Below are 25,229 nucleotides of genomic sequence, written 5' to 3'. Positions count from 1 at the left end.
ACCGCCAGTCAGGCACCATCCCTCGCAAAAACAGGTAGGGGACCAAGAGCCACGACGGCCCCCCATGTTTGGACCACGCCAGGGCGTGGTCTGGTTCCACTCATAGAAGTTATGGCTCCGCGCCACGTCAGGGCTGAGAGGAGGCGACTTTGGCCGCCCTCTAGGGACACTCTTGCAAACTTGCCAAGAAAGGATCGCTCGCTCATGAAGGACAAGATTCAGTCGTTCTTCCACCTGGAAGAGCACGGAACCAACATCCAGACGGAGATAATCGCAGGCATCACCACCTTCGTCACCATCGCTTACATCCTCGTCGTCAACCCCTCCATCCTAGGTGACGGCGGGATGGACCCCGGCGCGGTCTTCACCGCCACGGCAGTCACCGCCGCCTTCGGCACCTGCCTCATGGCCCTCTCCACCAACTATCCCTTCATCCTTGCCCCGGGAATGGGACTCAACGCCTTCATGATCTACACGGTCGTGCTGAGCATGGGCTACACCTGGGAGGTCGCACTCGCGGCGTTCTTCGTCGAGGGTCTCATCTTCCTGGTCATCGCCCTCACCAACATCCGTGAGGTCGTCCTGGACGCCATCCCGTTGAGCCTCAAGTTCGCCATCACGGCGGGCATCGGCCTCTTCATCACCCTCATCGGTCTCAAGAACGCCGGCATCGTGGTGGACAGCCCCTCCACGCTCATCACCATCTTCCCCTTCCACAGCAGCATGCAGGATGGCAGCTTCGCCACCGGCGGCATCTCCGCGCTCCTGGGCCTCGTGGGCATCGTCATCACCGCGCTCCTCATGATCCACAACGTCAAGGGCAACATCCTTCTCGGCATCCTCATCACCTGGGCGCTCGGCCTCGTCTGCCAGCTGGCGGGCGTCTACGTCCCCGACCCCGCGGCCGGCTACGGCAGCCTGATCCCCGACTTCTCCCGCGGCCTCTCCGTCCCTTCCATGGCTCCCACCTTCATGAAGATGGACTTCTCGCAGGTCTTTAGCGTCGGCTTCGCCACCGTGGTCATCGCCTACCTCTTCACCAACATCTCCGAGACCTTCGGCGCCCTCGTGGGGTCCGCCTCCAAGGCCGGCGTACTCCAGGAAGACGGCAAGTTCCCGCGCTTCAAGAACGCCCTCGTCGCCCAGTCCGTGGGCGTCCTGACCGCAGCCGTCACCGGCACCTCCGCCACCACCTCCGTCGTCGAGTGCGCGGCCGGCATCGCCGCCGGCGGCAAGACCGGCCTCACCTCGCTGGTCACCGGCATCATGTTCCTGATTTCCCTGCTCCTCTCGCCCATCTTCCTGGCCATCCCCTCGTTCGCCACGGCTCCTGCCCTGGTCATCGTCGGCTTCCTCATGATCTCGTCGCTGCTCAACATCGACTTCTCCGACATGTCCGAGGCCATGCCAGCCTTCATCTGCCTCTTCACCATTCCCTTCACCTACAGCATCGTCGAGGGCATGGCCCTGGGCTTCATCTCGTACGTCGTTATCAACACGCTCGGCGGAAAGGAGCGCCAGAAGAAGGTCAGTGTGGCAATGTATGTGATAGCGCTCCTGTTCGTGGCCAAGTACTTCTTCGTGTAGGCCTGGTCGCAGCTGCGACCTCGCAACAGCCGGTCAAAGAGAAGGGAACGCACCATGCTCAACAAGTTCTGCAAGATGCCCCTCTGGGAGTGCAACCGCACCCTCATCAAGGTGGCACAGGGCCAGGAGCCCGCTGACCTCGTGATCCGTCACGCCAAGCTCGTCAGCGTCACCACGCACGAGATCCTCGAGGACACCGATATCGCCATCGCCGGGGGGCGCGTCGCCTACCTGGGCATCGCCCCCTACACCGCCGACCACTGCATCGGCGAGAAGACCAAGGTCATCGACGCCAAGGGCCAGTACGTCGCCCCCGGCTTCATGGACGGCCACATCCACGTCGAGAGCTCGATGGTCGGCGTCGACGAGTACGCGCGCGCCGTCGTGCCCCACGGTACCACCGGCATCTACTGGGATCCCCACGAGCTCTGCAACGTCACCGGGCTCGAGGGCGTGGCTGAGGTCGCCAAGGTCGCCAAGAGCGTGCCCCTGAAGGCCATGATCACCACGCCGTCCTGCGTCCCCGCCGTCCCGGGCTTCGAGGACACCGGCGCCTCCGTCGACGCCGCGGGCATCAAGGAGACCATGGGCTGGGACTCCGTCGTCGCCCTCGGCGAGATGATGAACTACCCCGGCATCCTCGCCTGCGCCGACAACCCCATCGAGGAGGTCAACGAGACCCTGAAGGTCGGCGCGACCGTCACGGGGCACTACAGCGTCTGCGAGACCGACCGCGGGCTCAACGCCTACATCGCGTCGGGCGTCTCGTCCTGCCACGAGTCCATCCGCGCCGAGGACGTGCTCGCCAAGCTGCGCCTGGGCATGTACGCGCAGATTCGCGAGGGTTCCGCCTGGCAGAACCTGCACGACCTGGCTCCTGCCGTGGCTGACGGCAAGGTCGACACGCGCCTCTGCAACCTGGTCTCGGACGACAACCACCCCAACACGCTCGTCTCCGACGGCCACCTCGACCGCATCCTGCGCATGGCCGTGCGCGAGGGCATCGACCCCATCACCGCGATCCAGATGGTGACCATCAACGCCGCCACCTACTTTCAGATGGGGACCGACATGGGCTCCGTCACCCCCGGCAAGTGCGCCGACATCGTCTTCCTGGACGACCTCAAGGACTTCCACGTCACGCGCACCATCATCGACGGCGAGGTCGTGGCCGAGGACGGCAAGGCGCTCTTCGAGGCCGGCTCCTATCAGTACCCCGAGTTCATGACCGATACCATGCACGTCGCGGTCGACATCAGCGAGGCAACCTTCCATATTCCCGCGGTCGACTCCAAGGGCAACGCGCTCGCCGGTGACTCCGCGACCGTCCGCACCATGGTCGTCGCCCCTGGCTCCACCATCACCGAGGGCACCCTCGCCCAAGCTCCGATCAAGGACGGCCAGCTCGTGGCCGACTCCCAGAACGACCTGCTCAAGGCCTTCGTCTTCGAGCGCCACCACGACACCGGCAGCTTCGCCTACGGCTTCGTCAAGGGCTTCGGCATCCATGGTGCCCTGGCGCAGACCGTCGCGCACGACGCCCACAACCTGCTGGTCGTCGGCGACAACGACGCCGACATGGCGCTGGCCGCAAGGACCCTGGTCGAGTGCGGCGGCGGCGAGTGCGCGGTCGAGGACGGCAAGATCCTGGGCCAGGTCGCGCTTCCCATCTGCGGCCTCATGAGCCCCCGTCACGTCGAGGACGTGGCTGCGGACGTCGAGAAGGTCGAGGAGGCCTGGAAGAGCATGGGCTGCACCATGCCGTCGCCCTTCATGACCATGGGCCTGCTCTCGCTCGCGTGCATCCCCAGCCTGCGTCTCACCAACCGCGGCCTGGTGAACACCGACACCTTCCAGTTCGAGTCCCTCGTGGTCGAGTAGCCTCGCAGAGGCTCCCACCGCTGAACACGAAGAAGCCCGCAGCTCCTCGAAGCTGCGGGCTTCCGTGTCCGGGCGTCGCCTGGTAACCCGTGCGACGCCGTGTGGCGGACGTCCTGCCTACCAGCTGACGATGATGGTGCTGTCGTCGCGGTGGGCGTTCCCGCCCTCGGCGTCGTCCGACGCCTCGGTGCCGGTCTTCACGTCGTAGCCCAGCCGGCGCAGCGTGCGGATGAAGTGCACCAGCTGCGCGTTGTACTCGTTCAGCAGGCGCGCCTGCTGAAGGGGGCTGATGAGCGACTGCTCCCGGCCGTAGATGATGTCGCTCATCGCGTCCGCTACGATCATGTTGCTGTTCGCCAGCAGGTCGTTGTAGAACGAGTTGCCGCTGCCCCTGCCGTCTCCCTTGCCCGGCGCGAACTTCACCGTCAGGGACCTGCGCCCGTAGGTCGCGTACATGCGGATGCGTGTGTCCGTCTGGCCGATGGCGTTCTTCATGGCCCACTTGAGCGCATTGCCCGAAAGCGTGTCCGCCTCGGCGCGCTCGCGTCCCGGCTGCGCCTCGCCGGCGATCCTCTTGGCCTCCTCTGCCTCGAGCATGTCGCACCTCTCTTCCTCGCCCCCAAGGGGCGCTTGGCCTCGGTCAAATAAAGATACCCGATGGGGGCTCCCGTTCCCTTGCTCGCGAGGCGTGCGTCTCGCGTGGGCGTGGGAGGCTCGGATCGGCTCAGGCAACTCTCATCCAACCTATGCTACGATTCATGAGTTAACAGTAACTAACTTTTAGGGAGCGTTCGAATGTCAGGTGAGAAGGAAGACGAGAAGGGGAAGGCCACCGAGCCCAATCGTGGGTGGGGGGTCCGCGAGGTCGTGACCGCGGCCCTGCTGAGCGCGCTCACGGTGGTCATCATGTTCGTGGGGTCGATGCTCACCATGTTCTCCTACGACTTCGCGATGGTCGCCTCGGGCGGGGCGGCCGTGTTCCTCGCGGCGCCCGTGTACATGCTCATGGTGCGTCGCGTCAACCGCCTCGGCGTGACCACCGTCTTCACCACCGTCGCGGCGCTGCTCTTCTGCACCATGGGCAACATGCTCTTCATGCTGCCCTTCTACGTGCTGGGCGGGCTGCTCCTCGACCTCGTCTGCCTGCGGACGCCGCGGCAGCGCCAGAGCTCCTGGTGGGCCACCGCGTCATGGACCGCGTTCAGCGGCCTGTACCTGCTCTCCACGCTGATTCCCTACCTGGGCAACATGGAGGCGTACGTGTCGCAGACCATGCTGGAGCGTGGCCTGGACCAGTCCTATGCCGACACCTTCTTCAAGTACTACGGCAACCCCGCGTGGGTCGTCGCCATCATGCTCGCCACCATGGCCGTGGGCCTCCTGGGCTGCCTCGTCGGAAGGGCGCTCATGAAGAGGCACTTCGAGCGTGCCGGTGCCCTGTAGGGTGGGCGAGGGGGACGCCAGGGGAGCGGGGCTCACGGTCGCCACGAAGGCGGCCGTGCTTCTCCTGGCCATGCTGGCTTGTTCGACGAACCTGGGGCCGTATCCCATGCTCGCGCTCAGCCTGTCGTCGATCGCCTACCTGCTGGTTGCCAGGGAGCGGCGCGTTGCCCTGGGCATGCTGGCCTTCCTCGCGGTGCTCGGGCCGTTGTACGTCGCGTACACCTACTGGGGCGTCGCCCCCATCGTCATCTCTCCCATACACGTCTTCCAGATGTGGCACCTCTTCCCCGTGACGGCGGCCGCCTGCGTGCTCTTCATGACGCCTCCGGGCATGATCAGCGCTGCCCTCGCGCGGGCGCGCTGCCCCAGGAAGGTCATCCTGGGGGTCCTGGTGTTCCTGCGCTTCTTTCCGACCTTTGCCGTCAGCTGGCGCCTCCTGAGGGACGCCCTGAGGAAGCGTGGCCTCACGGCATGGCGCCAGCTGCTGTCAAACCCACTGGACAGCTACGAGTACGTGATGGTTCCTGCCCTGATGTCGCTCGTGGACAGCGCGGACCAGCTCTCGTCCTCCGCCGTGACGCGTGCGGCGGAGGCTCCCATGGCGCGCAGCAGCTACTATCAGCACCCGGCTGGGGCGCTTGACCTCGCCTGCGTGTGCCTCGCCCTCATGGCCTGCGCGGGGGCCGTAATAGCGAACGGGACGCTGGCGTGAGCGGTCCGAGGCGGGAGGTCCTCTCCCTGAGGGACGTCTCGTTCGCGTACAAGGGGGCGTCCCGGACCGTCGACGACGTGAGTCTCTGCGTGGCCGCTGGCGAGTGCGTGGTGCTCTGCGGTCCCTCGGGCGGCGGTAAGACCACCATCATCCGGCTCGTGAACGGTCTGGCGGGTGGGTACTTTTCCGGTGACGGCAGGGGAGAGGTCGTGTTGGCGGGTCATCCTGCCAAGGGACTCGCCCAATGGGAGCGCGCAGAGCTCGTGGGAAGCGTGTTCCAGGACCCCTCGACCCAGTTCTTCTCGAGCCAGCTCGCGGGAGAGATAGCCTTCACCTGCGAAAACCTGGGCTACGACCACGATCGCGTGGTCGAGCTCACGGACGGGGCGATCGAGGAACTGTCGCTCGACCCTCTGAGGGGGATGCCCAACGACAGCCTCTCCAGCGGGCAGAAGCAGAAGGTGGCGATAGCCTCCGCGCTGGGACCGCACCCGGCCCTCATGGCCTTGGACGAACCCTCGTCCAACCTGGACGTCGCGGCGGCGGACGCTCTGGGGCGCACCCTGCGGCAGCTGAAGGAGCGGGGCATGGCGATCCTGGTCGCCGAGCACCGCCTGGCCTACCTCATGGACGTCGCGGACTGCTTCCTGCTGGTGCGTGGGGGTAGGGTCGAGCGAGAGGTCACGAGGGAGGAGATGTTGGCCCTTCCCGACGAGACGCGCCTCTCCTGGGGGCTCAGGGACGTCCGGAAGACCATGAGGCCACAGCTTCCGGCTCCAAGTGCGAGTCCGGGACGAGGTGCCGTCCTCGAGCTGCGCGACCTGGGCGTCTCCTTCGGCAGCAGGCAGGTCTTTCGCAACGTCTCTCTCGTGGCGTCCGCTGGGAAGATACTGGCCGTGACAGGCGCGAACGGGGCCGGGAAGACCAGCCTCGCCCGCGTTTTGGCCGGACTCGCGAGGCCGAGCCATGGGACGGTGCTGGTGGGCGGGCGCGCCCGCAGACCTCTCGAGCTGCGTCGCATGGTGTGGTACAGCCCCAACGACGTCAAGGCCGAGTTCTTCACGCCGAGCGTCCAGGAGGAGGTCATGCTCCTGGTCGCGCATGACGAGCCGCACAGGGAGCGCGCTCGGCGCCTCTTGCGCGAGCTGGGCCTCTGGGAGCTGCGCGAGCGGCATCCTATGACGCTCTCGGGCGGGCAGAGGCAGCGCCTCTCCATAGCCTGCGGACTCATGAGCGAGAGGCCCGTGCTCGTGCTGGACGAGCCGACGAGCGGGCTCGACGCCATCAGCATGCGGGAGGTCTCCCGCGCGCTCCAGCTCGCCTGCGACGAGGGGCGCTGCGTCGTGGTGGTCACGCACGACAACGAGTTCATGCAGAGCTGCTGCACCCATGCCTACCAGCTACGACCGATGGAAGGAGCCACCATGCACGAGCGAGGGACGGAGGGCATGGAGACCAGGGGGCGCGGCGAGCCGGCCCCCGGGAAGGAGAGGGCGGGGAGGAGGCAGAAGAACGCGCGACTGTGGGCGCTCTACCTGCGACTGACCAAGCCGGTCCACCGCACCATCGTCATCGGAATGGTCATGTCGGCGCTCTCGGTCGTGGCAGGGGTCGTCCCGTACCTCGTCGCGATCTCCATAGCCCAGGCTGCGTTGAGGGGCACCCTGCCCGAACCCTCCTCGCTCGCACCCATGGTTGCCACCGCCGTCGTCTGTGCCACGCTAGACCGCATCCTCTTTGGTGGCGGGACGGGCGTATGTCACAAGGCTGACGCGGGATTTCGCGTGAACGCGCGCCACATCCTGCTCGACCACTTCTCCAGCTTGCCTCTAGGGTGGTTTGGCGAACGCAGCTCCAGTGAGGTCAAGCAGGCGGTCTCGGATGACGTGCTGGGCCTGCACCAGACTATCGGCCACGCCCCGACCGAGGTGGTCCGCGCGCTGCTCTCGCCCCTGGTCCCGCTCGTGGTCCTCTTCGTCGCGGACTGGCGGATGGCCCTCGTCCTCCTGGCTTACGTCGCCTTCTTCGTCATGGTGTCGATGGCATTCATGATGCGCGACTTCGAGACGCTCTCCGTGCGGTACGGCGAGGCGAACGTGGAGCTCTCCTCCGCCGTGGTCGAGATCGCCGAGGGCATCGAGGTCGTGAAGACCTTCGGAAGCGCCAAGCGGGTGGGTTCGCGCTATCGCGATGCCGTGGAGCGACTGTGCGACGTCACCTTCGAGTGGACAAAGCTCACGGCGGGGCCCTTCAGCCTGTTGGGCGGCTTCATCTCGCCGGGCATGATGCTCGCCTTCCTGGGCCTCGCGAGCAGCCTCTTCATTGGCTGGGGCTGGCTCGACTTCTCCGGTTGCGTGCCCTTCCTGGTGCTCGGCCCATCCATTCCGATTGGCATGCTGACCGTGACGTCAGGCATGGGCTTCCTGCGAACGGCGGGACAGAACCTCGAGCACCTGGACGCGGTCCTCTCGGCGGAGCGGCTTGCCGAGGCAGCCGAGCCCCGCGAGCTTCCCTTGGACCCGATCGGCCTGCGCTTCGACGAGGTCTGCTTCAGGTACGCACCCGACGCCCCCCTCGCGCTCGACCGCGTGAGCGCGTGCATCGAGCCGGGCAGCGTCTGCGCGCTGGTGGGGGACTCCGGCAGTGGCAAGACCACCTTCGCGCGTCTCGTCCCGCGCTTCTGGGATCCCACGTCGGGCGACGTGAGCCTGGGTGGCGTCGACCTGCGCGAGCTCTCCTCCCAGACGCTCCTCTCCAAGGTGGCGATCGTCTTCCAGGAGAGCATGCTGCTCTCGATCAGCCTGCGTGACAACATCCGGCTCGCCCGACCCGACGCGACGGACGAGGAGGTCGTGGAGGCTGCGAAGGCGGCGCAGGTCCACGAGAGGATCATGGAGTTCCCCGAGGGGTACGACTCGGTCTTCGGCTCTGCGGACTGCGAGCTCTCGGGCGGCGAGGCGCAGCGCGTGGCCATCGCCCGCGCCATCCTGCAGGACGCCCCGGTGCTGGTGTTGGACGAGGCCACGGCGCACGCTGACCCCGAGAACGAGACGGCCATCCAGGCCGCGCTGAGCCGCCTGTCCGCCGGGCGGACGACCATCGTGATCGCGCATCGCCTGAACACCGTGGCGGGCGCAGACAGGACGCTCGTCCTGGGGGACGGGCGCGTCATCGAGGAGGGGACGCACCGGGAGCTGCTTGAGGCCGGCGGGCGCTATGCCGAGCTCTGGGAGACGCAGCAGGTGAGCCTCTTCGCAGGCGACGACACGGAGGAGACCCGATGATCACCGACCGAGTCGACAGGCTCGCCGGTCGCAGGACCGGCATCAAGACGCAGGCCGTCTACTTCGTCCTCTGCGGGATCCTGGAGGGTGGCGTCTACGCGATGCTCCTCCCGCTCCTGCGGGCGCTCTTCGACGCGGACGGCGACGCCGCCCTGCGCTGGTCGCTCGCCCTGGTGGCGCTCGGCGTGGTCTGCGCGCTCGCGAACTACCTGTCCGAGACCCACGGCTACATGATCGGCGACGTGGTGATCGTGCGCAGCATCCAGGAGCGTCTGGGCGACCACATCGTGAGGCTGCCCCTGGGATGGTTCACGGCGGGCAGGGCGGGCGAGCTCGCCGCCCTGCTGGAGCGTGACCTGCAGATGCTCATGAACCTCCCGGGCATCTTCCTGAAGCAGCAGGTGATCGCCGTGACGGTCCCCGCCTGCATCGCCGTGATCTACCTCCTCGTGGACTGGCGCGTCTGCCTTGCGTTCGTGGCGCTCTCGCCTGCGCTCTGGGTCTGGTCGCGCAGGATGGGCGAGGCCGCCGGCATGGGCCACGAGGCCGAGGAGCGCTCGAACGCACGGCTCTCTGGCCGCGTGCTCGAGTTCGTGCGCGCCCAGCCCGTCCTGCGCGCGACGGGCGTGGCCCGGGGCGGGTGGAAGGCGCTGGAGGACGACATCCAGCGCGACCACGCGAGCACGGTGCGCACCCTCGACATGACGCAGAGGCCCATCACCGTCTACACGCTGCTCGTCTACCTGGCCTTCGGCCTCACCCTCCTCTGCGCCACGGCCCTGCTGGCCCTGGGGCGGCTGGGTGCCGTCGAATACCTCTTCGTCGTCGTGCTCGCCCTGCGCTCCGTGGACGCCCTCCTGAAGGCGGGGAGCCAGAGCATGTCCATGAGCGTCTGCCAGAACGCCATCGACACCTCCGAGAGGATCCTCGCGGCGGAGCCCCTGCCCGAGGCGGACGCCCCGCTGCGCCCCAGGGGGGCTGGCATAGAGTTCGACCACGTGAGCTTCTCGTACGACAAGGCCCGCCCCGTCATAGACGACGTGTCGCTGGCGTGTCCCGAGGGACGCCTGACTGCGCTCGTGGGTCCCTCGGGGTCGGGCAAGACCACCCTCACGCGCCTCATCGCGCGCTTCTGGGACGTGGACGGGGGTGCCGTGCGGATCGGCGGCGTGGACGTGCGCGACATGGCGGTGGAGGAGCTCCTGGGGATGGTCTCCCTCGTCTTCCAGGACGTGTACCTCTTCGACGGGACCATCGAGGAGAACGTGCGCTTCGGGCAGCCCGACGCCACGGACGAGCAGGTGCGCCATGCCGTGCGCGTCGCCCGTCTCGATCAGGTCGCCGAGCGCCTCGAGGACGGCTGGGAGACGCGCGTGGGCGAGGGGGGCGGAAGGCTCTCCGGTGGCGAGCGCCAGCGCGTCTCCATCGCCAGGGCCCTCCTGAAGGACGCGCCCATAGTCCTCTTCGACGAGGCGACGGCGGCACTCGACGCCGAGAACGAGGCGGCCATCGTCGAGGCGATGCACGAGCTCGCGCGCGACAGGACGGTCATCGCGATCGCCCACCGGCTCTCGACCATAGCCGGGGCGGACCAGATAGCCATGCTGGAGGACGGCCGCGTCACCCAGCTGGGGACGCATGGGGAGCTTCTCGCCCAGGAGGGACGCTACCGCAGCTTCTGGGAAGACCGCCGGCGTGCCCAAGGCTGGCGCGTGAGGTAGGGGGGCGGGGCCACCCTGCCACCCCATGAGAAGGAGACGGGAACTCAGGGGCCCGCCAGGCATGCGAGGCATGTCCGGCGGGCCCGTCCCATGCGCTGCTCTTGGGAAGCGTTATATGACAAAGAGAACAACGACGTTCAAAGCCCCAGAGGGGCCGTTCGTCGAACGGCCTGCCGCCTGCGGCGTACTCCTTGCGAAGCCCCTTGCCAAGCGCGGAAAAGAGCCTATATTTATTGGTACCAAACAAAAAGTTTGGTAAGCGCACAGTATGTAAGTGTCGGGGTCACGGAAGTCCAGGAGGGGACGCAGCATGGAGCCAAAGATCAAGTGGGTTGCCAACGGGATGCCCAAGAGCGAGGACGTGAACCTGCCGGTCATGTCGCTCGACAACGTCGCCAAGGCCCGCGCCTTCCACGGGAGCTTCCCCCAGTACTCGGTGACCCCCCTTGCCAACCTCGCGGGCATGGCCGAGCGCCTTGGCCTGGGCGGCCTCTTCGTCAAGGACGAGAGCTACCGCTTCGGCCTCAACGCGTTCAAGGTCCTGGGCGGCTCCTTCGCGATGGCCCGCTACATCGCCGACGAGACCGGGCGCGACGTCTCCGAGATGACCTTCGACTACCTCACCTCCAACCAGCTCCAGAAGGACTTCGGCCAGGCCACCTTCTTCACCGCCACCGACGGCAACCACGGCCGCGGCGTCGCCTGGGCTGCCAACAAGCTCGGCCAGAGGTCCGTCGTGCACATGCCCAAGGGCTCGACCAAGACGCGCTTCGACAACATCGCCAAGGAGGGCGCCAAGGTCACCATCGAGGAGCTCAACTACGACGACTGCGTGCGCCTGGCCGCCAAGGAGGCGGCCGAGACCGAGCATGGCGTCATCGTGCAGGACACCGCCTGGGAGGGCTACGAGAAGATTCCGTCCTGGATCATGCAGGGCTATGGCACCATGGCCGCCGAGGCTGCCGAGCAGCTCCGTCAGCTCGAGGTCAACCGTCCCACCCACGTCTTCGTCCAGGCCGGCGTCGGCTCCCTCGCCAGCGCCATGGTAGGCTACTTCGCCAACCTCTTCCCTAGCTGCCCGCCCAAGTTCGTGATCATGGAGGCCGGTGTGGCAGACTGCCTGTACCAGGGCGCCCTCGCCGGCGACGGTGACCCCCGCATCGTGGGCGGCGACCTCCAGACCATCATGGCCGGCCTCGCCTGCGGCGAGCCCAACACCATCGGCTGGGACATCCTGCGCAACCACGCGGACGCCTTCCTCTCCTGCCCCGACTGGGTCGCGGCGAAGGGCATGCGCATGCTTGCCGCCCCCACGAAGGGAGACCCCTCCGTCACCTCCGGCGAGTCCGGGGCCGTGGGCATGGGCGTCATCTCGACCATCATGAGCGACCCCGACTACGCCGAGCTGCGCGACGTCCTGGAGCTCGGGCGCGACTCCAAGGTCCTGCTCTTCTCGACCGAGGGCGACACCGACCCCGTCCGCTATCGCGAGGTCGTCTGGGGCGGCGCGTACGCCACCGAGTAGGGTTCCGAGGGTCCTCTCCTCCCTGCGGGCCAGGGGAGAGGGCCAAGAAGAGGCGGCTCGCGACGGATACCGGCACTGAAGGCTTTGACTTGGGAGGTAAGGAATGAAGGAGCTCGACTACGACAAGATCAAGGAAGTCGCGGAGTCCCATAGGGAGGACATGACCCGCTTCCTGCGCGCGATGATCTCTCATCCCAGCGAGAGCTGCGAGGAGAAGGAGGTCGTGGCCTGCATCAAGGAGGAGATGGAGCGCCTGGGCTTCGACGAGGTCAGGGTCGACGGCCTTGGCAACGTCATGGGCTTCATGGGCGAGGGCGACAAGATCCTCTGCATGGACGGCCACATCGACACCGTGGGCATCGGCAACCGCGACAACTGGGAGGCCGACCCCTACGAGGGCTACGAGACCGAGGACCTCATCTACGGCCGCGGTGGTTCCGACCAGGAGGGTGGCGTCTGCTCCGCCGTCTATGCCGCCAAGATGATGAAGGACATGGACCTCATCCCCGAGGGCTACAAGATCATGGTCGTCGGCACCGTCCAGGAAGAGGACTGCGACGGCATGTGCTGGCAGTACATCTACAACAAGGACGGAATCAAGCCCGAGTTCGTCATCTCCACCGAGCCCACCGACGGCGGCATCTACCGCGGGCACCGCGGCCGCATGGAGATCAGGGTCGACGTCCACGGCGTCTCCTGCCACGGCTCCGCCCCCGACCGCGGCGACAACGCCATCTACAAGATGGCCGACATCATCGCCGACGTCCGCTCCCTCAACAACAACGGCGCCGACGAGTCCACTGCCATCAAGGGCCTCGTCAAGATGCTCGACCCCAAGTACAACCCCGACCACTTCGAGGACGCCCGCTTCCTGGGCCGCGGCACCTGCACCGTGTCGCAGATCTTCTTCACCAGCCCCAGCCGCTGCGCCGTCGCTGACTCCTGCGCCATCTCCATCGACCGTCGCATGACCGCGGGCGAGACCTGGGAGTCCTGCCTCGACGAGGTCCGCAACCTGCCCGCCGTCAAGAAGTACGGCGACGACGTCAAGGTCTCCATGTACATGTACGACCGTCCCTCCTGGACCGGCGAGGTCTACGAGACCGAGTGCTACTTCCCGACCTGGATCAACAAGGAGTCCGCTCCCCACGTCAAGGCCCTCGTCGACGCCCACAAGGCCCTCTTCGGCGACGAGCGCATCGGCTGCGAGCCCTCGATGGACAAGCGTCATCGTCCCCTGGTCGACAAGTGGACCTTTTCGACCAACTGCGTCTCCATCCAGGGGCGCTACGGCATCCCCTGCGTCGGCTTCGGCCCCGGCGCCGAGTCCCAGGCCCACGCCCCCAACGAGATCACCTACAAGCAGGACCTCGTGACCTGCGCCGCCCTCTACACCGCCGCGCTGAACCTCTACGACGGCTCCGCCGCCACCGGTGACGTGACCGAGTTCCGCGCCGGCCTCACCAACAACGACATCAAGTAGCACACGCGCAAGCCGGCGTCCGCCATTCCCCGAGAGAGGTGGCGGACGCCTTGCACGCAGCAAGGAAACGCCTGACAAGGAAGGGGCACCGATGGACAGCAAGTTCAACGCCTACCTGGAGGAGCTCGGCAAGCTCGACTACTCCAAGATGTACAACAACGACTTCCTGCACACCTGGGACAAGACCACCGACGAGCTGAAGGCCATGTACATCGTGGCAGACGCCCTGCGCAACCTCCGCGAGCGCAACATCTCGACCCGCATCTTCGAGTCCGGTCTGGCCGTCTCGAACTTCCGCGACAACTCCACCCGCACCCGCTTCTCCTTCGCCTCCGGCACCAACCTGCTCGGCCTCCAGCAGCAGGACCTGGACGAGAGCAAGTCGCAGGTGGCGCACGGCGAGACGGTGCGCGAGACCGCCACGATGATCAGCTTCATGGCCGATGTCATCGGCATCCGCGACGACAAGTTCATCGGCGAGGGCGACGCCTACATGAAGGAGGTCTCCGAGTCCGTCGAGCAGTCCTGGCGTGACAGCATCCTGGACCACCGTCCGACCCTGGTCTCGCTGCAGTCCGACTCCGACCACCCCACGCAGTCCTCCGCCGACATGCTGTACCTCATCAACGAGTTCGGCGGCCTCGACAAGCTCCGTGGCAAGAAGGTCGCCGTCACCTGGGCCTACTCGCCCTCCTACGGCAAGCCCCTCAGCTGCCCCCAGTCCCTCATCATGCTGCTGACCCGCTTCGGCATGGACGTCACCCTGGCCCACCCCGAGGGCTACGACCTCATGCCCGACCTGGTCGAGCAGGCCGGCAAGTACGCCGAGGAGAGCGGCTGCAGCTTCAGGAAGACCAACAGCATGGCCGAGGCCTTCGAGGGCGCCGACATCGTCATCCCCAAGAGTTGGGCTCCCTACGCCGCCATGGAGGAGCGCACCAAGCTCTACGCCGCAGGCGACTCCGCGGGCATCGACAGGCTCGAGCAGGAGCTCCTCGCCCAGAACGCCACCCACATGGACTGGTGCTGCACGCCCGAGCTCATGGAGAAGACGGTCAACGGCAAGGACACCATCTACATGCACCCGCTGCCGGCCGACATCAACGGCGTGTCCTGCGAGCACGGCGAGGTCGCCAACGAGGTCTTCGACTACCACCGCGACGGCCTGTACAAGGAGGCCAGCTACAAGCCCTACGCCGTGGCGTCCATGATCTTCCTCCAGAAGGCCAAGGATCCCGTCGCCACGCTGAGGGCGCTCGAGGAGCGCGGCGAGGCCCGCTGGTACGAGGCGTAGAATCCGCATAACGGGGACCGCGGCCAGCCGGGTCGCGGTCCCGACGGTTTGGGGCGACGGTCCGCGCTGCGGTGCCGTCGCCCCGCCCCCAAGCTCGGGAGGAGCGGCTATGAGACCCTCACAGGCCATGTTCGTCCTGGATGACAACGGAACGCGGTGCTTCGGCCCGGGGCCCTGCAGGCTGCTGCAGGCCGTCCAGACCACGGGGAGCCTGCGTTCCGCTGCCATATCCATGGGCATGGCCTACACCAAGGCGATCCGCATGCTCAAGGTGGCGGAAAGGTCGATGGGGGTCAATCTCACGAGCCGCACGATCGGTGGCTCCGGAGGCGGCGGCTCTCGTCTGACCCCCGAGGCACTCGACCTGCTAGAGCGCTACGAGCGCTGGAGCGCCGCCTGCCGCGGCTTCGGCACGCGCTCCTTTGACGAGTGCTTCGACGGCTTCGGGGCAGGCGCTGCCGCGAAGGACGTTTCGGACGACGCCTCCCGCGGCCGCATAGGCGTCGTGGTCATGGCCTCGGGCCTAGCCAGCCGCTTCGGCTCGAACAAGCTCGTCGCCCCGCTGGCGGGCACCCCCGTCCTCGAGCGCACGCTGCGCTCGCTGCCCCTCGACCTGGTCGACCCCGTGGTCGTCACGCGCTGGCGGGAGGTCCAGGACCTCTGCGACCGCCTCGGCGTGCGCTCGATCAGGCACGAGCTGCCGCTCCAGAGCGACACGGTCCGCATGGGACTCTCGCTCGACGCCGGCTGGGACGGCTGCATGTTCGTCACGGGCGACCAGCCCCTCCTGGGCGAGAGGAGCGTCCGCTCCCTGGTGAGGGCCTTCCGCGAGGACCCCACGCGCGTCGTGCGCCTGGCCTGGCAGGGCAAGGCCGGCGGCCCCGTCCTCTTCCCGGCATCCTGCTTCGAGGGACTGAGGGGCCTCGAGGGCGACGTGGGCGGGACGGGGCTCCTGAAGAAGGATCCCGAGCTGGCCCGACGGATCCGCCTGGTGGAGGCCGAGCGCCCGGAGGAGCTCGAGGACGTGGACACGCCCGACGAGCTCGCCCGTCTCGAGCGCCTGGTCAGGGGGGAGTAGCGCCTTCGTTTGCGGATTGGCGCGGACGCCTGCGGGCGCCCGCAGCGAGTAAGGAGATGGTTCGCATGAAGCTGATCAAGGGTGGCATGCTCGTACTGCCCGACGGCCTGGTGCGTGGTGACGTGGTGCTGGACGGCGCCAAGGTCGCGCGCATAGCTGCCAGCATCGAGGCCACGGACGCCGACGAGGTCGTGGACGCCAGCGGCTGCTGGGTCTTCCCGGGCTTCATCGACGCCCACACGCACATGCAGTGCTGGACGGGCATGGACTGGACGGCGGACAGCTTCGAGACGGGCACCCGCGCCGCCGCCTGCGGTGGCACCACGACCATCGTGGACTACGCAACCCAGGACAAGGGTATGACGCTGGCGGAGGCCCTCAAGGAGTGGCACTCCCGCGCGGACGGCACCTGCACCTCCAACTACGCCTTCCACATGGCCATGGCGGACTGGAACGAGCGTACCAGGGCAGAGGTCGACGACATGTTCGACGCGGGCATCGTGTCGTTCAAGACCTACTTCGCCTACGACCACCTGCGCCTGGACGACGCGCAGACCCTCGAGGTCCTGGAGTCGATCAAGGACCGCGGCGGCATCCTCTGCGTCCACTGCGAGAACGGCACCCTCGTGAACGAGCTCCAGTGCCGCACGCTCGCCCGCGGCGTCACGGGCCCCGAGGGGCATCCCATGAGCCGCCCGGACGTCTGCGAGGCGGAGGCCATCTCGCGCCTGTGCTACCTCGCGGAGCTCTCGGGTGCTCGCATCAACATCGTGCACCTCTCCACCGCGCTGGGACTCGAGGCCATCCGCGACGCGAAGGCGCGCGGCGTCGACGTCGCAGTCGAGAGCTGCCCCCAGTACCTCCTGCTCGATGACACCCGCTACCTCGAGCCCGGCTTCGAGGGCGCCAAGTACGTCATGAGCCCCCCGCTGCGCAAGCCCCATGACGTGGCCGTGCTGCGGCAGGCGGTCTGCGACGGAGAGATCGACACCCTCGCCACCGACCACTGCGCCTTCAACCTCAAGGGCCAGAAGGACCGCGGCGTCGGCGACTTCACCAGGATTCCCAACGGCGGTCCCGGCGTGGAGCATCGTCCCGCGCTGATCATGACCAGTTTCGCCGACGCGCTTGGCCCCCAGGACTTCTGCCGCCTCATGAGCGAGAACCCCGCCAAGGTCTTTGGGATGTATCCCCGCAAGGGTGTGCTAGCCGAGGGCGCTGACGCGGACGTCTGCGTCTGGGACCCCAACTGCCGCTGGACCATCCAGGCGGCGACGCAGCACCAGAACGTCGACTACACGCCCTACGAGGGCTTCGAGGCCCAGGGACGCGCGAAGTACGTCTTCGTCAACGGCGTCCTCGTCGCGCGCGACGGGGAGCCCACGGGCGAGAAGCCCGGCAGCTACGTCAGCAGGTAGCGCGTCCCGACCATCAGGTTCCAGCGTCTGTGGCGAGGTGTCACGGATGAAAGAAGAAAGGAAGAGCATGAACAAGAAGGCAATCGTCACCGACAAGGCCCCCGCCGCGCTTGGCCCCTACTCCGCCGCCATCCAGGCCGAGGGCGTTTCGATCAACGTCTCGGGCCAGCTGCCCGTCGACCCCGCCACCGGCGAGTTCGCCGGCGACGACATCCAGACCCAGACCCGCCAGAGCCTGACCAACATCAAGAACATCCTCGAGGCTGCCGGCGCCAGCATGGCCGACGTCGTCGAGACCACGGTCCTCCTCACCGACATCGCCGAGTTCGGTCCCATGAACGAGGTCTACGCCGAGTTCTTCGAGGCCCCGTACCCCGCGCGCGCCGCCTTCCAGGTCGTGGCCCTGCCCAAGGGTGCCAAGGTCGAGATCAAGGCCGTCGCCAGGGTCTAGCGGAGAGGCTCGCGGTCGTCGCGTGCTGTGACATTGGGAGCCCTGGGCGGAGAGTCGCCCGGGGCTCCCTCGTGTCGAGGGACGAGACGGGCGCGGCAGCCAGGCGAATGCCGACCGAAGCCTGGTCCGTGGCTTCGCAGGCAGGCGTTATGTTTCTAAAAATATTACGTATCCGCAGGTCACAGGCCTAGTTCTTGGGGTCGTTCGCCTGGTTTCGACTATCTTTTGCCTTGCTTTAGGCGCACGATGAGGGTGCATGGAATAGTCCTCCCTGACCGTGCCGAACCGACGTTTTGCTGGGGGGGGTAGCGCGTGCCGCGACGTTCGCACGCGCCTGTTCATCGGAGCATCACATGGACGAGAGACTTGTCATTGCGGCCTCTGCGCAGGAGGCGGCCAAGCTGGCTGCCTCGGGCGCGGGCTACCTCGCCGGAGGGACCGAGCTCAACAGGCTCGGCTCGAAGCTGCACTACGAGAAGCTGGTTTCGATTCGTCGCATCGCCGAGCTCGCCAAGGTCGAGGCCAAGGGCGACGAGGTCCGCATCGGCGCGGCGGTGACCTTCCAGGACGCCCTCCAGAGCGAGCTGGTACCCGCCTACCTCAAGGAGGCCTTGCTCTTCATGGGCTCGCGCACCAAGCGCAACATGGCCACCGTCGGTGGCAACGTCGCATGCTGGCGTGACGACTCCTACCTCGCGGCGACGCTCCTTGCCGTCGGCGCGAGCGTCGAGCTCATGAACGAGACGGGCGCGACGAGGCGTCTGGGCCTCGAGGAGTGGGCTGCCACGCAGCCGGAGCACAGGCTCGTCTGTCGCCTCATCGTCCCGGCCAAGCCTGGCAGGGTCGTCTCCAAGCGCTACGCCAACACGATGGAGAGCCTCTCGTACCTCGTCGTCTCGCTCTGCCAGGACGGTGACGCCGCTCGCGTGGCGCTGACGGTCAAGGGCGTGGGTGCGTTCGTCTCGCCCGAGCTCTCCGAGGCGGCGGCGCGCGGTGCCGGCGAGGACGAGCTGGTCGAGCTCGCCTACGGGCTCGACGTGGCCGTTCCCAGCGACATGTACGGAAGCGAGAGATACAAGCGCTACCTCGCGGGTGTCACCCTCGCTCGTATGCTTGAGGACGGCGGAAGGGATGGTGCGCGATGAGGATCGAGTGCAAGATTGACGGGCGCGAGCGCAGCTTCGAGCTCGACCCGACGCTGTCCCTGCGCGAGCTCCTGGTGAGGAACGGCGACTTCTGCGTGCGTGACAGCGACGACGGCGAGGGCTTCTGCGGGTCCGACACCGTGCTGGTGGACGGCACCCCGGTGTACGCCAACCTCATGCTTGCGGGCGAGGTCGACGGGCGAGAGGTTCGCACCCCCGCCGGCCTGGCCGAGCCGGGCAAGCTGAGCTTCGTCCAGCAGGCGCTCATCGACGCCGGCGTGGTGCAGAGCGCCTACAACTCCCCCGCCACGGCGCTCATCCTCACCTGGCTCCTCGAGAACGAGTCCAACCTCACGCGCGAGCAGGTGAAAGACGCCCTGTCGGGCATCTACATCCGAGACGCCAGCTACGAGAACTACTACCTGGCGGTCAAGCTCGCCTGCGAGCTCCGCGACAAGGGCCGCTACGAGTCGACCATCGCTCCGGACTTCCGTCCCGAGCTCAGCTACGTCGGCAAGCCCGGCTCCAAGGTGGACGGCCCCCAGCTCGTGAGGGGGGAGCGCGCCTTCGTGGAGGACTTCGTCGACTCCGACGCCTGTCACCTGGTCATGCTCCGCTCGCCCTATGCCTCTGCCTACATCAACTCCATCGACGCGAGCGCGGCGGAGGCCCTGCCGGGCGTCATCGCCGTCATCACCTGCTTCAACTGTCCCGACATCACCTACATGCAGGCCGGGCAGGGCAACCCCGAGCCCTCCCCGCACGACACCAGGCTCTTTAACCACAAGGTCCGCTTCGTGGGCGACCGCGTGGCGGCCGTCATCGCCGAGACCAAGGAGATAGCCCAGGAGGCCTGCGGTCTCATCAGCGTCGACTACCAGGTCCTGGACCCGGTCTTCTCCGTCGAGGAGGCCATGGCCGAGGGTGCGCCGCGCGTGCACGACGGCATCGTGGAGTACGGCGTCGGCGCCCCCGAGGACCTGGACGAGTACAACAAGGACGCCGGCGATGAGCGCGAGGGCAAGGTTTTCTATCCCTTCCCGCTGAGGGCCGACATCCACAAGAACATCGCCGCCTCCAACAAGGGCGGCATCGGCGACGTCGAGCGTGGCTTCGCCGAGGCGGACGCCATCGTGGACGAGACCTACCGCACCACCAACGTGCAGCAGGCCCCCCTCGAGCCGCACCTCTGCTACGCCAAGATGGAGGGCGGGCGCCTCCAGGTCTATGCCTCCACGCAGGTTCCCTACCACGTGCGCCGCATCGTCTCGTGGGTCTGCGGGCTCCCCCAGAACAAGATCCACGTGGTCAAGACCAGGGTCGGCGGCGGCTATGGCTCCAAGCAGGACATCCTCGTCGAGGACGTCTGCGCCTACGCGGCCTACGCCACGCATCGTCCGGTCTACTACCGCCACACCCGCGCCGAGGAGCTCGTGGCCGCCTCCGCGCGCCACCCCATGCGCGTGCGCGTGAAGATGGGCGCCAAGAAGGATGGCAGCATCACGGCGATCTTCATGGAGGTGCGCGCCAACACCGGCGCCTACGGCAACCACTGCCTCACGGTTCCCATGAACTCCTGCTCCAAGGTGCTCCCGCTCTTCAAGGTCGACAACATGGCCTACGACCTCATCACCTACTACTCGAACAAGCTCCAGCCCGGTGCCTACCAGGGCTACGGCACGCCCAAGGGCAGTTACGGCATCATGATGGCCATGGCCCAGCTGGCCGAGAGGCTCGGCATCGACTTCAAGGACATGGCGGTCAAGAACCACGTCGAGACGGGCTACCGCCTCGAGATCCTGAAGGGCCTCGGCGAGGGCCGCGAGGGCAACGTGGTTCCCGTCGGCTCCTGCGGCCTGGACGAGTGCATCAGGCGCGGCTGCGAGATGATCGAGTGGGGCAAGCGCGAGGAGTCCGACGACCCCGACTGGAAGATCGGCAAGGGCTTCGCGATGATCATGCAGGGCAGCGGCCTGCCCGGCCTGGACCACGCGGAGGCGATCTGCAAGCTCGAGACCGACGGCACCGTGATCCTGAACAGCGGCGGGGCGGACATCGGCACCGGCCTTGATACCATCTCGACCAAGGTGGCGGCGGAGATACTCCACCTTCCCCTCGAGCTGGTCAGCGTCATCTCTGGCGACACCGACTCCGCCGCCTTCGACACGGGTTCCTACGCCTCGTCGGGTACCTTCTTCAGCGGCAACGCCTCCGTGGACGCCGCCCGCAAGCTCGCCCGCGGCATCATTGCCGAGGCCGCCCTGCAGATGGGGGAGGACGAGGCGGACCTGGAGCTTCGGTATCCGGGAGAGGTGCACTCCACCAGGACCGACGCGACCCTGAGCTACGGAGACCTCTCACACGCCTGCTGCGCCGGCGACGGCCGCGGCCAGGTGGTGGCGCACGGCAGCTTCATCACCACGGCCAACGCCATCCCCTATGGCGCCCACTTCGCGCAGGTGGCGGTCAACGTCCGCACGGGCCAGGTCAAGGTGCAGAAGTACTACGCGCTCCAGGACGCCGGCACGCCCATCAATCCCGAGCTCGCACAGTGCCAGATGTACGGCGCCGCGCTCAAGTCCATCGGCCACACCCTCTACGAGGACATGACCATCGACGAGAAGGGCCGTCCCCTGCGCACCACGCTCACGGACTACGGCGTGCCCATGATCTTCGAGCAGCCAGACGACTTCAAGGCGGTCATGGTGGATGTCAACGACGCCGACGGCCCCTTCGGTGCGAAGTCCATCTCCGAGATCGCCTGCAACGGCGCGGCCCCTGCCATCGGCAACGCCATCCACGACGCCTGCGGCGTCTGGATGCGCAGCTGGCCCATGACGCCGGAGAAGGTCCTGAGGGAGCTCGGAAGGATCTGACGTCCCCGCCAGATACTCTTCACGTTGTGAGCGGTACGTTTTCTAACCTAAGCGGCACGCAATGGCCAATCTCTCACTTTTGAAGCTTTTGTGAGGGATTGGCCATTAGACTTTTCGTCTTGTTGTCATACAAAAAGTCTTTAGGGGGGACGTACTCATGGCAGCAGACGATCTGAAAGAGTTGAGGAAGTTCGACGGAAAGCCCAGCTGGGGGGCCAGTGTCCCGCACGCGCTGCAGCACGTGCTGGCCATGATCGTGGGCAACATCACGCCGCCCATCATCATCGCCTCGACCCTGGGGCTTCCCGACTCGGACAAGGTCATCCTGATCCAGGCATGCATGCTCATCGCGGGCATCACCACGCTCGTGCAGCTGCTCTCTCCCTTCGGCGTGGGCATGGGCCTTCCCAACGCCATGGGCGTCGCCTTCGCGTACCTGCCCATCCTGCTCACCATCGGCAAGGCCTATGGCGTCTCGGGCATCCTTGGCGCCCAGCTGGTCGCGGCGTTCCTCTCCATCTTCATCGGCATGGCCATGGAGAAGATCCGCCCGCTCTTCCCGCCCGTCGTCAGCGGCACCGTGGTGCTCTGCATCGGCCTCTCGCTCTATGGCACGGCCATGAACTACATCGGCGGTGGCGCGTCCAACCCCAACTTCGGGGCACCGGCCTACGTGGGCGTCGCGGCCCTCGTCCTGGTGGTCACCCTGGCGTTCAACTTCTTCGGCAGGGGCATCCTCAAGACCCTGGGCATTCTCTTCGGGCTGCTCGTGGGCTACGTGGTCTGGGCCATCTTCATCGGCGTCGACACCTCGGGCATCGCCAGCGCCGCCTGGGTCGCGCTTCCGCAGCCCCTGCACTTCGGCCTGACCTTCGAGCCCAGCGCGATCGTCGCCATGATCCTCATGTACGTGGTACAGGCCGTCCAGACCATCGGCGACGTCTCGTCCACCACGGCCGGCGGCTTCAACCGCCAGGCGACCGACAAGGAGCTGGGTGGTGCCGTCAAGGGCACGGGCGTCTGTGGCATGCTGGGCGCGCTGCTCGGAGGCTTCCCCTCCGATCCCTTCAGCCAGAACGTGGGCATCATCGTCACCACGAAGGTCGTCGCCAAGCGCGTCTTCGTCATCGTGGGCACCATGCTCATCGTGGCCGGCCTCATCCCGAAGTTTGGAGGCCTCATGACCTCCATCCCCAACTCCGTGCTGGGCGGCGCCACGCTCTCGGTCTTCGCGGCGATCACCATGTCGGGCATCCAGCTCATCACCGAGCAGCCCCTCAACTACCGCAACCGCATGATCGTGGGCGTCTCGCTGGCAGTGGCCGTGGGCCTCACCAACGTGCCTGCCGTCCTGGGCTTCCTGCCCGCCGAGGTCGCCAGCGTCATCACCGGCTCGCCCATCATCACCGGCTTCGTCGTCTCGTTCCTGCTGAACGTCATCGTTCCCGAGGACGACTCCGAGGCGGAGGAGTAGGGGTCCCGCTCGGACCAGGGCTTCCGGTACCGGCACGCCGCTAGCGCAGCTGAACGAGCTCCTTCTTCTGGAGGCTCCCGGCAAGTACGGGGGCCTCCAGCCTCAGGTGGGAGGCGAGCCTGCGCGCGTCCTCGAGCGTCGACTCGTCCTCCGCCTGGTTGACGAGGACGACGTCGAAGTCGAGCAGTCCCAGCCCGAACTCCGCGTCCAGGAGGCGCGCCAGGTCCTCGGGGCGCACTGGGTCGTCCATCGAGGCTCCCGTGCGCTCGCAGTAGAGCTCGGGGCGATGCACCACCTCGCGGACGGGGCGCCCGAAGCCCGACGCCCCCATCACCAATATGGTCCTGGCGCTTCCCTCGGGAATCACGGGCTCCCAGGTCTCGTGCGCCTTGAGCGGCAGCTGCCGGGAGCCATCCGCCTCGACCAGCACGTAGGGCGAGGTCTGTGCGAGCTCCGCGGGCGAGAGGGTCGCGGGAGCGCCGAGCTTGCCGCCCTTGCCCAGGCCGCCCACGCACACCACCCCTCGTGTGGCGCCCGCCCGTGCGAGGTCCTCGCGGCTGGGGTCCACGAGGGTCTCGATTCCCTCGAAGGGGAGGAAGTGCGTGGTGGTCGTCAGGATCACCGCAAGTCCTAAGCACTTGTCCCCAGAGGGGGCCGATGACATGCCACCGGTGGCCGCGGTCACAAGGCCTTCCTCGCTGCCCGAAAGTTCCTCCGAGAGGGTCCTGAGCAGGGTTGTCTTGCCGCCGCTACCCACCACGCAGGTGATTCCGGGTGCCACTCGCAGAAAATCGCCAATAAGCATTAGACTACCTAATCCTTAGTAATATACTGGGGCGAACACGGACCGGCGGGCCTTCCGTGGCCTGCTGGCAACATCGTAGCAGCCGGTCTTCTCGCCCTCGGGGGCCTTTTTTCTGCGCGTCGTTATAGGCGCCCAGAAACAGCGATGCATGGCGGAGGGGCCGCTGCGGCGGGACGACGGAACAGCTCCTGTGATGCCGGGCGAGGGGGCCTGCCGCAGGGCGAGTGGGGAGTGGTCGCATGCTGGTCGTGATGAGGGGCGCCGGGGACCTCGCCTCGGGCATCGCCCTGCGCCTGCGTCGCGCGGGCATGGAGGTCGTCATGTGCGACATCGCCGTCCCCACGGCCGTGCGGCGCACCGTCGCCTTCTCTGAGGCCATCCGCCTGGGGCAGGCAAGGGTCGAGGACCAGCCCGCTCGGCGGGCCGCGGACGCCGCGGAGGCCCTGCGCATCGCACGCTCGGGCGAGGTGGCGGTTCTGGTCGACCCCGAGGGCAGGGTTATCGAGGAGCTCCATCCCGACGTGGTGGTGGACGCCATCCTGGCCAAGCGCAACCTGGGCACGAACAAGGGCATGGCACCCGTGGTCATAGGCGTGGGTCCCGGCTTCACGGCCCCCATCGACTGCCATGCCGCGGTCGAGACCAAGCGCGGCCACGAGCTCGGGCGCGTCTACTACGAGGGCACCCCCATCGCCAACACCGGCATTCCCGGCATCATCGCGGGCCACGGCGCGGACCGCGTGCTGCGCGCACCTGCTGACGGCGCCTTCGAGCCCGTGCTCAAGATCGGTGACGTGGTCAAGGCCGGCGAGGTCGCGGCATACGTCGCGGGCGAGCCCATGCCCTGTACCATCGACGGCGTGCTGCGTGGCCTCCTGCAGGAGGGCGTGCCCGTCACCCGTGGCATGAAGTCCGGTGACATCGACCCGCGCGGCAACCCAGAGCACTGCCTGACCGTCTCCGACAAGGCGCGCGCCATCGGCGGCGGCGTCCTCGAGGCGATTCTCCACTTCAGCTCCCAGGCACTTGCCTGACGGCCGGGGGAGAGCGGC

General features: G+C 67.1%; 18 protein-coding genes. 16 read left to right on the top strand and 2 right to left on the bottom strand.

The window, feature by feature from the left end:
* Positions 1–204: 204 nt before the first annotated feature.
* Both HMPREF1008_RS01015 and ade read left to right on the top strand, forming a co-directional pair.
* Positions 205–1,587 carry an NCS2 family permease gene (locus HMPREF1008_RS01015; RefSeq protein WP_009277985.1) on the top strand — a complete coding sequence of 461 codons (1,383 nt, stop codon included), beginning with the start codon at positions 205–207 and terminating at the stop codon, positions 1,585–1,587.
* A gap of 54 nt (positions 1,588–1,641) precedes the next feature.
* Complete coding sequence (gene ade / locus HMPREF1008_RS01010; RefSeq protein WP_009277984.1) at positions 1,642–3,468, top strand: adenine deaminase; 1,827 nt, start codon at positions 1,642–1,644, stop codon at positions 3,466–3,468.
* Positions 3,469–3,585: 117 nt separating this feature from the next.
* Here the strand turns inward: ade and HMPREF1008_RS01005 are convergent, their stop codons facing one another.
* Positions 3,586–4,065, bottom strand: coding sequence for a hypothetical protein (locus HMPREF1008_RS01005; protein WP_009277983.1), 480 nt, complete (start codon positions 4,063–4,065; stop codon positions 3,586–3,588).
* A 198-nt stretch (positions 4,066–4,263) separates the two neighbouring features.
* Between HMPREF1008_RS01005 and HMPREF1008_RS01000 the strand changes: the two genes are divergently transcribed.
* The 13 genes from HMPREF1008_RS01000 (at position 4,264) to HMPREF1008_RS00935 (ending at position 23,372) form a co-directional block, all read left to right on the top strand.
* Complete coding sequence (locus HMPREF1008_RS01000; protein WP_009277982.1) at positions 4,264–4,911, top strand: MptD family putative ECF transporter S component; 648 nt, start codon at positions 4,264–4,266, stop codon at positions 4,909–4,911.
* Positions 4,901–5,623, top strand: coding sequence for an energy-coupling factor transporter transmembrane protein EcfT (locus HMPREF1008_RS00995; RefSeq protein ID WP_198003129.1), 723 nt, complete (start codon positions 4,901–4,903; stop codon positions 5,621–5,623). The genes HMPREF1008_RS01000 and HMPREF1008_RS00995 overlap by 11 nt, the downstream gene beginning before the upstream one ends.
* On the top strand, positions 5,620–8,907 hold the full coding sequence (locus HMPREF1008_RS10535; protein WP_009277980.1) for an ATP-binding cassette domain-containing protein: 3,288 nt from the start codon (positions 5,620–5,622) through the stop codon (positions 8,905–8,907). The genes HMPREF1008_RS00995 and HMPREF1008_RS10535 overlap by 4 nt, the downstream gene beginning before the upstream one ends.
* Positions 8,904–10,628, top strand: a complete 1,725-nt coding sequence (locus HMPREF1008_RS00980; protein ID WP_009277979.1) for an ABC transporter ATP-binding protein — start codon at positions 8,904–8,906, stop codon at positions 10,626–10,628. Before HMPREF1008_RS10535 ends, HMPREF1008_RS00980 begins: the two co-directional genes overlap by 4 nt.
* Positions 10,629–10,938: 310 nt before the next feature.
* The gene (gene dpaL, locus HMPREF1008_RS00975) at positions 10,939–12,153 is read left to right on the top strand and encodes a diaminopropionate ammonia-lyase (RefSeq protein ID WP_009277978.1); all 1,215 of its coding nucleotides are present in this window, start codon (positions 10,939–10,941) and stop codon (positions 12,151–12,153) included.
* A 103-nt stretch (positions 12,154–12,256) separates the two neighbouring features.
* Positions 12,257–13,636 (top strand): YgeY family selenium metabolism-linked hydrolase, encoded by a 1,380-nt coding sequence (locus HMPREF1008_RS00970; protein WP_009277977.1) that lies wholly within the window; start codon positions 12,257–12,259, stop codon positions 13,634–13,636.
* Between the two features lie 91 nt (positions 13,637–13,727).
* Complete coding sequence (ygeW, locus tag HMPREF1008_RS00965; protein ID WP_009277976.1) at positions 13,728–14,930, top strand: knotted carbamoyltransferase YgeW; 1,203 nt, start codon at positions 13,728–13,730, stop codon at positions 14,928–14,930.
* A 109-nt stretch (positions 14,931–15,039) separates the two neighbouring features.
* The gene (locus HMPREF1008_RS09730; RefSeq protein ID WP_009277975.1) at positions 15,040–16,008 is read left to right on the top strand and encodes an NTP transferase domain-containing protein; all 969 of its coding nucleotides are present in this window, start codon (positions 15,040–15,042) and stop codon (positions 16,006–16,008) included.
* Between the two features lie 65 nt (positions 16,009–16,073).
* The gene (gene hydA / locus HMPREF1008_RS00955; RefSeq protein ID WP_009277974.1) at positions 16,074–17,426 is read left to right on the top strand and encodes a dihydropyrimidinase; all 1,353 of its coding nucleotides are present in this window, start codon (positions 16,074–16,076) and stop codon (positions 17,424–17,426) included.
* A 67-nt stretch (positions 17,427–17,493) separates the two neighbouring features.
* Positions 17,494–17,877: a Rid family detoxifying hydrolase gene (locus HMPREF1008_RS00950; RefSeq protein ID WP_009277973.1), complete on the top strand. Its 384-nt coding sequence runs from the start codon at positions 17,494–17,496 to the stop codon at positions 17,875–17,877.
* Between the two features lie 353 nt (positions 17,878–18,230).
* The gene (locus HMPREF1008_RS00945; RefSeq protein ID WP_009277972.1) at positions 18,231–19,022 is read left to right on the top strand and encodes a xanthine dehydrogenase family protein subunit M; all 792 of its coding nucleotides are present in this window, start codon (positions 18,231–18,233) and stop codon (positions 19,020–19,022) included.
* Positions 19,019–21,898: a molybdopterin-dependent oxidoreductase Mo/Fe-S-binding subunit gene (locus tag HMPREF1008_RS00940; RefSeq protein WP_009277971.1), complete on the top strand. Its 2,880-nt coding sequence runs from the start codon at positions 19,019–19,021 to the stop codon at positions 21,896–21,898. The genes HMPREF1008_RS00945 and HMPREF1008_RS00940 overlap by 4 nt, the downstream gene beginning before the upstream one ends.
* Positions 21,899–22,055: 157 nt before the next feature.
* Entirely contained in the window at positions 22,056–23,372 is a 1,317-nt protein-coding gene (locus HMPREF1008_RS00935) for a uracil-xanthine permease family protein (RefSeq protein ID WP_009277970.1), read from the top strand.
* A gap of 40 nt (positions 23,373–23,412) precedes the next feature.
* On the opposite strand, the gene yqeC is transcribed toward HMPREF1008_RS00935, so the two are convergent.
* Positions 23,413–24,153, bottom strand: a complete 741-nt coding sequence (yqeC, locus tag HMPREF1008_RS00930; RefSeq protein WP_198003128.1) for a selenium cofactor biosynthesis protein YqeC — start codon at positions 24,151–24,153, stop codon at positions 23,413–23,415.
* A gap of 263 nt (positions 24,154–24,416) precedes the next feature.
* Here yqeC and yqeB point away from each other — a divergent pair, with 263 nt between their 5' ends.
* Positions 24,417–25,211: a selenium-dependent molybdenum cofactor biosynthesis protein YqeB gene (yqeB, locus tag HMPREF1008_RS00925; RefSeq protein WP_009277968.1), complete on the top strand. Its 795-nt coding sequence runs from the start codon at positions 24,417–24,419 to the stop codon at positions 25,209–25,211.
* The last annotated feature ends 18 nt before the right edge of the window (positions 25,212–25,229 follow it).

This window comes from Olsenella sp. oral taxon 809 str. F0356 (genome assembly GCF_000233535.1).
GTDB classification, from domain to species: domain Bacteria; phylum Actinomycetota; class Coriobacteriia; order Coriobacteriales; family Atopobiaceae; genus Olsenella_I; species Olsenella_I phocaeensis.
This window is presented reverse-complemented; position numbering and strand designations above follow the sequence as displayed.

Coding starts and splice junctions, on each gene's coding strand:
- HMPREF1008_RS01005 (WP_009277983.1), bottom strand. CDS start 4,065: ATGCTCGAGGCAGAGGAGGCCAAGAGGATCGCCGGCGAGGCGCAGCCG.
- HMPREF1008_RS01015 (WP_009277985.1), top strand. CDS start 205: ATGAAGGACAAGATTCAGTCGTTCTTCCACCTGGAAGAGCACGGAACC.
- yqeB (WP_009277968.1), top strand. CDS start 24,417: ATGCTGGTCGTGATGAGGGGCGCCGGGGACCTCGCCTCGGGCATCGCC.
- HMPREF1008_RS01000 (WP_009277982.1), top strand. CDS start 4,264: ATGTCAGGTGAGAAGGAAGACGAGAAGGGGAAGGCCACCGAGCCCAAT.
- dpaL (WP_009277978.1), top strand. CDS start 10,939: ATGGAGCCAAAGATCAAGTGGGTTGCCAACGGGATGCCCAAGAGCGAG.
- HMPREF1008_RS09730 (WP_009277975.1), top strand. CDS start 15,040: ATGAGACCCTCACAGGCCATGTTCGTCCTGGATGACAACGGAACGCGG.
- hydA (WP_009277974.1), top strand. CDS start 16,074: ATGAAGCTGATCAAGGGTGGCATGCTCGTACTGCCCGACGGCCTGGTG.
- HMPREF1008_RS00935 (WP_009277970.1), top strand. CDS start 22,056: ATGGCAGCAGACGATCTGAAAGAGTTGAGGAAGTTCGACGGAAAGCCC.
- ygeW (WP_009277976.1), top strand. CDS start 13,728: ATGGACAGCAAGTTCAACGCCTACCTGGAGGAGCTCGGCAAGCTCGAC.
- HMPREF1008_RS00950 (WP_009277973.1), top strand. CDS start 17,494: ATGAACAAGAAGGCAATCGTCACCGACAAGGCCCCCGCCGCGCTTGGC.
- ade (WP_009277984.1), top strand. CDS start 1,642: ATGCTCAACAAGTTCTGCAAGATGCCCCTCTGGGAGTGCAACCGCACC.
- HMPREF1008_RS00970 (WP_009277977.1), top strand. CDS start 12,257: ATGAAGGAGCTCGACTACGACAAGATCAAGGAAGTCGCGGAGTCCCAT.
- HMPREF1008_RS00980 (WP_009277979.1), top strand. CDS start 8,904: ATGATCACCGACCGAGTCGACAGGCTCGCCGGTCGCAGGACCGGCATC.
- HMPREF1008_RS00940 (WP_009277971.1), top strand. CDS start 19,019: ATGAGGATCGAGTGCAAGATTGACGGGCGCGAGCGCAGCTTCGAGCTC.
- HMPREF1008_RS00945 (WP_009277972.1), top strand. CDS start 18,231: ATGGACGAGAGACTTGTCATTGCGGCCTCTGCGCAGGAGGCGGCCAAG.